The organism is Microbacterium sp. NC79 (genome assembly GCF_019061125.1).
Classification (GTDB): domain Bacteria; phylum Actinomycetota; class Actinomycetes; order Actinomycetales; family Microbacteriaceae; genus Microbacterium.
Window position 1 is genome coordinate 571,548 of record NZ_JAHQYI010000001.1, and the last position, 11,166, is coordinate 582,713.

The 11,166-nt window shown below is 63.1% G+C and carries 10 protein-coding genes; 9 read left to right on the forward strand and 1 reads right to left on the reverse strand.

Annotated features, from left to right (window positions below; genetic code table 11):
• Nucleotides 1-119 precede the first annotated feature (119 nt).
• The 4 genes from KTJ77_RS02455 (at nt 120) to glmM (ending at nt 5,046) form a co-directional block, all read left to right on the forward strand.
• Nucleotides 120-2,456 (forward strand): fibronectin type III domain-containing protein, encoded by a 2,337-nt coding sequence (locus KTJ77_RS02455; RefSeq protein WP_217336927.1) that lies wholly within the window; start codon nt 120-122, stop codon nt 2,454-2,456.
• Between the two features lie 253 nt (nt 2,457-2,709).
• Complete coding sequence (rplM, locus tag KTJ77_RS02460; protein ID WP_217336928.1) at nt 2,710-3,156, forward strand: 50S ribosomal protein L13; 447 nt, start codon at nt 2,710-2,712, stop codon at nt 3,154-3,156.
• 25 nt (nt 3,157-3,181) lie between these two features.
• The gene (gene rpsI, locus KTJ77_RS02465; protein WP_147825068.1) at nt 3,182-3,667 is read left to right on the forward strand and encodes a 30S ribosomal protein S9; all 486 of its coding nucleotides are present in this window, start codon (nt 3,182-3,184) and stop codon (nt 3,665-3,667) included.
• A 17-nt stretch (nt 3,668-3,684) separates the two neighbouring features.
• On the forward strand, nt 3,685-5,046 hold the full coding sequence (gene glmM / locus KTJ77_RS02470) for a phosphoglucosamine mutase (RefSeq protein ID WP_217336929.1): 1,362 nt from the start codon (nt 3,685-3,687) through the stop codon (nt 5,044-5,046).
• A 119-nt stretch (nt 5,047-5,165) separates the two neighbouring features.
• Here glmM and KTJ77_RS02475 read toward each other — a convergent pair whose 3' ends face one another.
• On the reverse strand, nt 5,166-6,119 hold the full coding sequence (locus KTJ77_RS02475; protein WP_217336930.1) for a Ppx/GppA phosphatase family protein: 954 nt from the start codon (nt 6,117-6,119) through the stop codon (nt 5,166-5,168).
• Nucleotides 6,120-6,269: 150 nt separating this feature from the next.
• Between KTJ77_RS02475 and coaA the strand changes: the two genes are divergently transcribed.
• The 5 genes from coaA (at nt 6,270) to tsaE (ending at nt 11,157) form a co-directional block, all read left to right on the forward strand.
• Nucleotides 6,270-7,217 (forward strand): type I pantothenate kinase, encoded by a 948-nt coding sequence (coaA, locus tag KTJ77_RS02480; protein WP_217336931.1) that lies wholly within the window; start codon nt 6,270-6,272, stop codon nt 7,215-7,217.
• A gap of 125 nt (nt 7,218-7,342) precedes the next feature.
• Complete coding sequence (gene glmS, locus KTJ77_RS02485) at nt 7,343-9,193, forward strand: glutamine--fructose-6-phosphate transaminase (isomerizing) (RefSeq protein WP_217336932.1); 1,851 nt, start codon at nt 7,343-7,345, stop codon at nt 9,191-9,193.
• A 2-nt stretch (nt 9,194-9,195) separates the two neighbouring features.
• Nucleotides 9,196-9,582: a holo-ACP synthase gene (locus KTJ77_RS02490; RefSeq protein WP_217336933.1), complete on the forward strand. Its 387-nt coding sequence runs from the start codon at nt 9,196-9,198 to the stop codon at nt 9,580-9,582.
• Complete coding sequence (gene alr / locus KTJ77_RS02495) at nt 9,566-10,690, forward strand: alanine racemase (protein ID WP_217336934.1); 1,125 nt, start codon at nt 9,566-9,568, stop codon at nt 10,688-10,690. Before KTJ77_RS02490 ends, alr begins: the two co-directional genes overlap by 17 nt.
• Nucleotides 10,687-11,157 (forward strand): tRNA (adenosine(37)-N6)-threonylcarbamoyltransferase complex ATPase subunit type 1 TsaE, encoded by a 471-nt coding sequence (tsaE, locus tag KTJ77_RS02500; protein ID WP_217336935.1) that lies wholly within the window; start codon nt 10,687-10,689, stop codon nt 11,155-11,157. The genes alr and tsaE overlap by 4 nt, the downstream gene beginning before the upstream one ends.
• Nucleotides 11,158-11,166 lie beyond the last annotated feature (9 nt).

Here is an 11,166-nt window from a genome sequence, read left to right on the forward strand (position 1 = left end):
GCTATTTTTCACGGCTGTGCGTGCACATAAGCCCGCTCATTTTTCGATAGTGCGTAGGTTTGCACGTTAGCCTCGTGGGAGGAGGCCTGCCCGAGGTCTCAGTTCTGGGGAACATTGACATGCGTTATTTGGCGCGCCCTTTTGTGGCGTCATTGGCGGCAACAGCGCTTGCCGCATCAGTTCTATTGGTTCCGGCGGCGGCAGCATCAGCCGTCGCTACCGAAGGCAATGTGGCACCTGGCCGCGCTGAAGGTAGCGGCAAGTGGGGCTATGTTGGCCAGTTCGGTCAGCTGAACACCACGACCGAAGCAACGGCTGGCCAGTTCTTTTTGCCCTACGCCATCGACATTAACGGTGACACAATTGCCGTCACGGACTCCGGCCTCGCAGCGGGCGAGAACGGCTCCAAGACGATTGGCCACACTGTTCAGACTTTTACCCTTGCTGCTCGCCCTGGCTCCGTCGGTCATGGTGATTACGTGGGTAACGGCCAGTATGAGGTTGATGACACAAAAGCATCACTGATCGACCCGGGAAGCATCGTGAATCCACGCGGATTGCACTACTTCGAAGAGGGAAGTCCCCGGGGGCCTCGAGGTGTCGTTGTGAGACAAGACGACAGCCTCGTGATGGGCACGTATCAAAACGGTGCAGGCCGACTGGCAACGCGAGCATTCGATGATGCCGATCTCAGCGATGCACCCTATGACTTCGCAGGCAGCACGCAATGGAAGGTGCCTGGTTTCGTGGGAGGCGCGGTGCACGTGGACACCGACAGCCGCAACAACTTGTATGTGGCGGGCGGGACGCAGGCATCTGTCTTCGACGAGAACGGGAAGTTTTTGTCATCGGTTGGCCAGTATTTTGACGCCAACGGCAAGAACTGGAACATCATTTCATCGGCGACGGAGCGGCACGGCGACCCGAACTTCATCAACGAACTGTATGGAATTTCTGTTGTTGAGAAAGGCGACCAAACGATCGTCTTTGTTGGTGACACCGGTGTGCGCTGGGCCACCCCGCAATACCCTGCAACTATCAAGAAATTCATCGTCGAAAAGACCGGCGGAATCGTTGACGCGCGCTGGAACCCAGAAGGCTGGAAGTGGATGTTGGACTCGACGTTCGGCTCCAACGGTCAGGTGACCTACGCGAATACGTTCCGAGTCAACACAATCTTCGCGCTTGAAGCCGACAGCACGTCGAACGTTCTTCACTTCGCGACCGCTGGTTCATCGTTCCCTCCGGCGCTCGGTGCTGTCGATATGACAACGGGGCAACCGGTCGCAGCACCCACGACCATCCGTGCGTCAGATCAACAGGACTCCTGGATGCCGTATGTACGGGGCCTTTCCGTCGACGATGAAGGACTCCTCTACGCCACCACGCAGAACTCCACGTTGGCGACGAACAAACGCGCCATCGTGCAGATCTGGGGAATGACGCCCACATCGATTGCGGATACCGCCGTTGCAACGCCCACCGCCACGTCCGTGGAGCTGGCATGGGATGAGTCCACGAGGGGATACCAGCAGACGGAATTGCTCGATTACGTCGTGCAGTATCGCGCGGTCGGTGACACCGAGTGGACGATCGAGCCGGCAGCGACTCCCACGTCGACAGAGCGCACCCGCACGATCGATGACCTCGCGCCAGGTACAACGTACGAAGCGATGATCACGCCGTGGAACGAAGCGGGCTCAGGCACTCCTGCGAACATCACTTTCACGACTCTTGTGGAAAACCCGGAGCTCTCCGTGGTGAAAAAGGGCGACGGCGAGTTGGCGCCCACTGTCGATGATGCGGTTTCCGTGACCGCGGGTTCGCAGACCGCCTTCACGTATGACGTCACGAATACCGGCGATGTGCCGCTGAGTGATGTGACGGTCAGCGATGACAGAATCGCTGCAGTTTCCGCTCCCGGCGGTTTCGACGGAACCCTCGCGGTTGGCGAGACCGTGACATTCACTGCACGCGGAACCATCGCTGAGGGCGCATATAAGAACATCGCCACCGCAACAAGTGCGGAGTCTGAGCCCGCGCATGCAGAGTGGCACGGTGTAGGTGTGAAGGCTCCGGAACCGACGGACCCGCCCGTCGAGCCCACTGATCCGCCTGTGAAGCCGACCGATCCTCCTGTGGAGCCCACGGACCCTCCGGTGGAGCCGACGGACCCGCCTGTGACGCCGACGGACCCGCCGGTGAAGCCGACGGACCCGCCGGTCAAGCCGACCGATCCGCCTGTGAAGCCGACGGACCCGCCGGTGAAGCCGACGGACTCTCCGATGGTCCCCACCGAGGTTCCGGCAGCGCCCTCGTCTGACCCGACGCCAGCCCCAGCGCTACCCATTACCGGCGCGGACGGCGCAACAACAGCGCTCATGACGCTGCTCGCGCTCGGGCTTGTGCTCGGCGGCGTCGTCATCGCGGGAACGCGCCGACGCAAGACGCAATAGTCCGCGCCCCGTGGTTCCGGACCCAACCTCAAACACAGAGTGTGGTTCCGGAACCGCGGGAGCGTCGCGCGCACAGGCGTCGGTTTGGTGATCCAGCCCCGGTCACGTAAGCTATCTCATTGGTGCATGCGACTGCTCGGGTGCATCCGAACGTGAGCCCTCCACCGATGTGTTCAATCAGGTATCTGAACGAACCCTCCCGGAGTGGGATTCACGAACCTCTCCGTTCGATCCACAAGAAAGCAGCTCAATCATGACGCGCACTTTCACGCCGAAGGCTGGCGACGCCCAGCGCGAGTGGCTGGTTATCGACGCGACTGACGTCGTTCTCGGTCGCCTCGCTTCGCACGCCGCAACGCTCCTTCGCGGCAAGCACAAGGCCACCTTTGCTCCGCACATGGACATGGGTGACTTCGTCATCATCATCAACGCTGAAAAGGTCGCACTGACCGGTCAGAAGCTTCAGAAGAAGATGGCTTACCGCCACTCGGGTTACCCGGGCGGCCTCACCGCCGTCTCGTACGCCGAGCTTCTCGAGAAGAACCCGGTTCGCGCAGTGGAGAAGGCCGTTCGCGGCATGCTCCCGAAGAACACCCTGGGCCGTAACCAGCTCAGCAAGCTGAAGGTATACGCAGGTGCTGAGCACCCGCACGCCGCTCAGCTGCCTAAGACGTACGTTTTCGACCAGGTCGCCCAGTAAGCGCCGATTGACTAAGGACACACTCGTGGCGAAGATCTCTGACTCCATCGAAACTCCGCAGGAATACTCGACGTCGACCCCCGTTGACGAGACCGCGGTCGCAGCTGTGCGCCCGGTTCTCACCGTCTCCGGTGGCGCCGTCGGTCGTCGCAAGCAGGCTATTGCCCGCGTGCGCATCGTTCCTGGCTCGGGCACCATTACGGTCAACGGCCGTACGCTCGAGGACTACTTCCCGAACAAGCTGCACCAGCAGCTCATCAACGACCCGTTCACCGCTCTGAACCTTCAGGGTGCATACGACGTCATCGCTCGTATCTCGGGTGGTGGCGACTCGGGCCAGGCCGGCGCTCTGCGTCTCGGCATCGCTCGTGCGCTGAACGAGGTTGACGTTGAGAACAACCGCGCAACCCTGAAGAAGGCTGGCTTCCTGTCCCGCGACGCACGCGTCAAGGAACGTAAGAAGGCCGGTCTTAAGAAGGCCCGCAAGGCTCCTCAGTACTCGAAGCGTTAAGAAGCGTTTCGGTTACTATGCCGCTATTTGGCACCGATGGCGTGCGGGGACTCGCAAATGGTTCCCTCACCGCTGATCTGGCGCTGTCCTTGGCCCAGGCGACTGCTGTCGTCCTGGGCCAAGGCCGTTCCGCCGAGGCACGCCGGCAGGCAGGCAAGCGCCTGACTGCCGTCATTGCCCGTGACCCGCGCATTTCCGGCGAGTTTCTCGCCGCATCTGTCGCCGCGGGTCTCGCCTCCTCTGGCGTCGACGTTCTCGACGCTGGGGTGATTCCGACGCCTGCGCTCGCCTTCCTGGTGGCCGACATGGATGCTGACTTCGGTGTCATGGTCTCGGCGTCGCATAACCCCGCTCCCGACAACGGGATCAAGATTTTCGCTCACGGTGGCGTCAAGCTCCCTGACGAGGTCGAAGCGCGCATTGAAGCCGCGATGGCCGGTCCGAAGCTGCAGCCCACGGGGGGTGGCGTTGGCCGCATTCGTCGGTTTGCTGACGCTGAAGACCGCTATGTCGTGCACCTGCTGCAGTCGCTGCCGCACAAGCTCGACGGCCTGCACGTCGTGCTCGACTGCGCACACGGTGCCGCCGCAGGCGTCTCGCCCGAGACGTTCCGCGATGCCGGTGCCCGCGTGACCGTGATCGGTGCTGACCCCGATGGGCTCAACATCAACGACGGTGTCGGTTCTACCCACCTGGACAACCTCGCAGACGCGGTAATCGCACACGGCGCCGATGTCGGAATCGCCCACGACGGTGACGCCGACCGCTGTCTCGCGGTTGACGCCAACGGCAAGATCATTGACGGCGACCAGATCATGGCGATCCTGGCCGCATCAATGCACGAACGCGGCATCCTGCCTGAGGACACTCTCGTGGCCACGGTGATGAGCAACCTCGGTCTTCACCGTGCGATGGGCGAGCGCGGTATCGCTGTCAAGCAGACCGGTGTTGGCGACCGTTACGTGCTCGAAGAGATGAACCGTGGCGGCTTCGGCCTCGGCGGCGAGCAGTCGGGCCACGTCATCATGGCGAAGTACGCCACGACCGGTGACGGCATTCTCACTGGTCTCCACCTGGTCGCCGAAATGGCGCGCCAGAAGAAGACCATGGCTGAGCTTGCCGGCATTATGAAGATTTACCCGCAGATCATGATCAACGTGCGCGGCGTCGACCGCGACGGTGTCGCGGGCGACGCGGTTATCGCCGACGCCGTAGCCACCGTTGAGGGTGCGCTGGGCGACACCGGCCGTGTGCTGCTACGCCCATCGGGAACCGAGCCCATCGTGCGCGTCATGGTTGAGGCTGCCGATAAGGCAACGGCAACAGCGCACGCCAGTGCGCTGGCTGCCGTGGTGAAAGAACGACTCGCGCTGGCGTAACGCCTCGTGTGTGAAGGGCTCGTGCTTCAGCACGGGCCCTTCGTCGTTCGCAAGGTGAGCGTTCGTCGAGCGAGAGCAGAACGACCACGGTGAACGTGTCGTGGCGAAGAACGCCGCGCTCAGCGGCCAGTTAGCGCGGCCGGATCCCATGCGTTGAGCTCGGTGAAACGCAACAGCACACCCTCGCGGAGCGCCCACGGTGATGCTTCCAGCTCGTGTACATCGAGGGCGGTCATCGCCTCATGCAAAACAACGGCTCCCGCGACGATTTGGCGGGCGCGATCGGGAGTGATGCCAGGCAGGATCTCTCGTGAGGCCGTCGGCAGCTTTGCGAGCCGCGGTATCCATGAGCCCAACGACGAACGTGACAGCGTGACGCGGTCTGAACCGGCCCACCCGGTGTGCACGTCGCCGGCGAGCCTGGCAAGCGAGCGGATCGTCTTGGACGAACCAACAACGTGATCCGGAGCCGGTTGCTGGCGAAACAGCGCGGCAGCGGGGGCGAGTACGGTGCGCGCATGCTCCCGGAGGCGTTCAACGGCCGCTTCCCCTGGTGGGTCATCGGGCATGAAATCGATCGTCATGCGTCCGGCACCGAGCGGCATCGACAGTGCAATGTCCGGCACTTCCTCGCTGCCGCAGGCAAGTTCGAGGGAGCCGCCACCGATGTCGAAGCCGAGAATCTGTCCAGCCGACCAGCCAAACCAGCGACGCTGCGCGAGGAAAGTCAGGTGTGCCTCGGCCTCACCGTCCAGAACCGTGAGCTCGTGCCCGAGTGCCGCTTCGATCACGGCGATCACAGCGGGCCCATTGGTCGCTTCGCGCACCGCACTGGTAGCGGTGGCAAGCACGGTATCAACCTTTTCGGTTGCGACGATCGAACGGGCACGCGTCACCGCGTCAATGAGCGCCGTCACGCCTTCGGGGGAGATGGAACCATCGGCTTCCAGAAAGCGCATCAGCCGTACAACGGAACGGTCGCTGGTCGCGCCGAGCGGCCGTCCGCCCGGGTGAACATCTGCAATCAGCAGATGCACCGTGTTGGAACCTATATCGATGACGCCGAGTCGCACCTAGAAACAGTAGCGCGCGACGCGCGTCTCACCGAACCGCTCCCGGCAGATGGTTCCGTCTCGCGAAGATGGTTCCACATTTCTCCGCTTTACCCGCGTTCAAGTGTTACGCGCGCGAAGCGCACCCCGCAAGGGCGATAACATGACGGGGTGTCTGAAGAAGTTGCCGCCCCTGCAGCGCTAAGCCAATACCGCGATATCGATCGTGCGGATTGGGCGCGCCTCGCTGCGGGCATGACACAGCCGCTCACCGAAACCGAGATTGTGCAGTTGCGTGGCATCGGTGACCGCCTCGACATCGACGAAGTGCGCGAGGTCTATCTGCCGCTCAGCCGGCTCCTCAGCCTCTACGCCAAGTCAACCAAGCGGCTCGGTGAGGCCACGAGCGCATTCCTCCAGGAGGAAGACACCACGACGCCTTTTGTCGTCGCGGTTGCTGGTTCCGTCGCCGTCGGTAAGTCCACGATCGCTCGACTGCTCCGTGAGCTGATGAGCCGCTGGGCAGACACGCCGCGCGTCGAACTCGTGACGACTGACGGATTTCTCTACTCCAACGCCGAACTCGAACGGCGTGGCCTGATGGACCGCAAGGGCTTCCCTGAGTCATACGACCGGCGCGCGCTCATCGAATTTCTCACCGAAGTGAAATCCGGTGCTCCCGAGGCGCGTGCGCCGTTCTACTCCCACATGCGATACGACATTGTTCCGGATGCGCACGTTGTTGTGCGCCGCCCCGACGTCGTCATTGTGGAGGGGCTGAACGTACTGCAACCGGCGGCATCACCGAATGACGTCGCCGTCAGCGACCTTTTCGACTTCTCGGTCTTCGTTGATGCCGACGTTGACTACATCCAGAAGTGGTATGTCGACCGTTTTCTTGCCCTCCGCCAGGGGGCGTTCAGCAACCCGCACTCCTACTTCAACGTATTCGCTCACCTCACCGACGAAGAGGCCGAGACCACGGCCATGGGCTATTGGAACGACATCAATATGCCTAACCTCCTCGAGAATGTGATGCCCACAAAACACCGCGCGACCCTCGTGCTCCGCAAAGGTGCCGACCACTCGGTGGAGCGCGTCTCGCTACGCAAGCTCTAGCATCCGCACCATGTCGTCTCGCTGCGCTTTCAGGGCCGGGCGACGGGTGGCGAAAACTGAGTGCCTGCTGTGCGGTGGTTTTTTCATGAACGGGAGGCGGATCGTGAAACCGTAGGATAGAACGCATGTGTGGAATCGTTGGATATGTGGGCGCGCGCGACAGCCAGCCCATTCTGATTGCCGGCCTTGCCCGGCTGGAATATCGCGGGTACGACAGCGCCGGAGTAGCTGTCATTGACTCGCAGGGGCACCTCGGCATGCGTAAGCGTGCGGGCAAGCTTCAAGTGCTGAGAGACAACCTCGCTGAGTCCCCGCTCCCGGAGGGAACGACCGGAATCGGTCACACCCGTTGGGCAACGCATGGCGGCCCGACTGACGAGAACGCTCACCCGCACCTCGCCGACGATGACAAGCTCGCGCTTATTCACAACGGCATTATCGAAAACTTCGCTGACCTCAAGGCTGAGCTCGTCGCTGAAGGCTTCACCTTCCGTAGTGAAACCGACTCCGAAGTGGCTGCAGCGCTGCTCGGACGCGAATTTCGCAAGGCCGGCGATCTGCGCGAGGCGTTCCAGGCTGTTGTCGCCCGCCTCGAGGGCGCGTTCACGATCCTCGCGACGCACCAGGACGTTCCGAACCTCGTCGTCGGCGCCCGCCGCAACTCGCCCCTCGTCATTGGTCTCGGTGAGGGCGAAAACTTCCTCGGCTCTGACGTCGCGGCGTTTGTCGAGCACACCCGCCGCGCCCTGGCGATCGGTCAAGACCAGATCGTCGCAATCGAACCGCACCAGGTGACCGTCACCGACTTTGACGGCAACCCGGTTGAGGTCGAAGAGTTCGAGGTGTCGTGGGATGCTGCCGCAGCAGAAAAGGGCGGTTGGTCGTCCTTCATGGCAAAAGAAGTTTCGGAAGAACCCGATGCTGTCGCCAACACGATCCGTGGCCGCCTGAGCGACGGCAAGGTCATCATCCCTGAGCTCGAAGGCCTCGACGACCTGTTTATCGGCATCGATCGCATCATCATCACGGCATGCGGAACCGCGTCGTACGCGGGTGCGGTCGGCAAGTATGTGCTGGAGCGTTGGGCAGGAGTCCCCACCGACGTGGAGCTCGCTCACGAGTTCCGTTACCGCGACCCGGTGATTGGCGCGAACACGCTGGTTGTGTCGATTAGCCAGTCGGGCGAGACGATGGACACCCTCATGGCCGTCAAGTACGCGCGTGAGCGCGGAGCCAAGACGCTGTCGATCTGCAACACACAGGGAGCCACGATTCCGCGTGAATCGGACGCCATCGTGTACACGCACGCTGGCCCGGAAGTCGCTGTTGCCTCGACGAAGGCGTTCGTTGCACAGATCACCGCGTTGCAGCTTCTTGCCCTCCACATCGGCCGCGTTCGTGGTTCGTTGAGCGCCGCTGAAAGCGCCGCTAGCGTCGCCGAACTTGAGGCGATTCCCGACAAGATTCAACGCATTCTCGACGAGGAGCAGCCGCGGGTTGAGCAGCTCGGTCGCTGGATGGCAGACACTCGTTCTGTGCTCTTCCTCGGCCGCAACGTGGGATTCCCGATCGCCCTCGAGGGTGCGCTCAAGCTTAAGGAAATCTCCTACATTCACGCGGAGGGCTTCGCTGCCGGTGAGCTCAAGCACGGCCCCATCGCGCTCATCGAGCCGGGTCAGCCGGTCTTCGTGATCGTTCCTTCGCCGCGCGAATCGGCCCTCATCCACTCGAAGGTGGTCTCCAACATTCAGGAGATCCGCGCTCGCGGAGCACGCGTCATCGCGATCGCTGAAGAGGGCGACGCCGCGGTGTTGCCCTACGCCGATGAGGTGCTGCGCATCCCCGTTGCCGGCCCCATGTTCGAGCCCGTGCTCGCCGTCGTTCCGCTGCACATCTTTGCCATGGCACTCGCCACCGCAAAGGGACTCGACGTCGACCAGCCGCGCAACCTTGCAAAGTCGGTGACGGTCGAGTAACCGTGATTATCGGAATCGGCGTCGATCTGGTCGACATCCAACGCTTCGAGGACACCATCACCCGGACCCCGAAGCTGCGCGAACGACTGTTCACGCCGGCCGAGCGGGAGAAGCCAGCGCGCTCGCTCGCCGCTCGGTACGCCGCGAAGGAAGCGCTGATCAAGGCGCTCGGCGGCTCCGATGGCGTGTACTGGTCAGAGATTGACGTGGTGCAAGACGCTGAGGGCAAACCATCGTTTGCCCTCAGCGGTGCCACCGCTGCCACCGTCGTCAACCGTGGCATCACCGGCTTGCACGTATCGATGTCACACGACGGCGGGATGGCGACGGCGTATGTCATCGCCGAATCGACTCGCTCGGAGGGAACCTTTAATGTCCGCTCTGCCTGACGGCATTGCTCGTGAAGCGCTGATTGACGTCAGCGCGATTGCCGCGAACACGCGCCGTATTGCGCGCGTCACCGAAACTGACGTGATCGCCGTCGTGAAGGCGGACGCGTACGGACACGGTGCGGTGCGGTCGGCGCGGGCGGCCCTCGAAGGGGGAGCGACGCACCTCGGGACCGCAGACATCGCTGAGGCGTTGGAACTGCGTCGCGCTGGTGTGATGGCGCCGATCATTTCGTGGCTGCACGCACCGGGCGCGTCCTTCGACGAGGCCGCCGCTGCGCACATCGCGCTCGGTATTTCGTCGATGGATCAGCTCCAGGCGGCCGCCGCGGCGGCGACTGCTGACCGCCCGACACGCATTCATTTGAAGCTCGAGACCGGACTGAGCCGCAACGGCATCGCGCCGGGAGACTGGAACCATGTGGTCGCGGAAGCGGCCCGCTGGGAGCGGCTCGGCAAGGTCACAGTCGAGGGAATCTTCTCGCACGTCTCCAACACGTCGCTCGCCGACGACCTGGAGGCGCTCGGACGCTTCAACGAGGGCGTGGCCGCGGCTGCAACGCTGGGCGTGCACCCACAGATTCGCCACATCGCGGCGACGAATGCCGCACTCGCGCTACCCGCTGCCCGCCTCGATGCTGTGCGCATCGGTATCGGCTTGTACGGCCTGTCCCCGTTCGATGACCGCACATCGGCCGACCTCGGCCTGCGCCCCGCCATGACCCTGCGCGCCGCCGTCGCCAACGTGCGTCGCGTGCCAGCAGGCACCGGCCTCTCCTACGGGTACACGCACCGCACGACCCGCGAAACGACGCTTGCCCTGGTTCCGCTCGGCTACGCCGATGGCGTGCCGCGCAGCGCATCGAGCCGCGGAACCGTGGCAATCGCGGGCAAAACTTTCACGGTTTCCGGTCGGATTGCGATGGATCAGTTCATCGTCGACGTCGGAGATCACCCGGTCAGCGTGGGCGACGAAGCAATCCTGTTCGGCGACCCGACCCTCGGTGTGCCTTCGGCCGAAGACTGGGCGAGTGCCGCCGACACGATCAACTACGAAATCATCACGCGCATTGGGGCGCGGGTGACCAGGCGTTCGGTGTCGTCATGACACACATCGCTGGCACCCACGACGTCGCTACCGTCGACGCGATGCACGCGCTCGGTATCGAGTTCGGGCAGACGCTGAAGGCGGGCGACCTCGTCGTCATGACCGGGCCGCTCGGTGCAGGCAAGACGACGCTTACCCGGGGCATCGCCGAGGGGCTCGGTGTTCGAGGCCCCGTGCAAAGCCCGACATTTGTGATCGCACGCACGCACCCGTCGCTGGTGGGCGGTGTGCCACTCGTGCACGTCGATGCCTACCGCCTAGGTTCCGCGATGGAACTCGACGATCTCGACATCGACTTCGATGGTTCCGTCGTCATCGTCGAGTGGGGGCGCGGAATGGTCGATGGCCTCGCCGAACAGTGGTGGGATATCGAGATCGCCCGCCCCGTCGGTGTTGACGACAATGTCGCCGTCGAAGACCTCGATGGCGATGCCGCGCGCATCGTTACGATCACACGCCAGCTGTAGCGCGGCTGA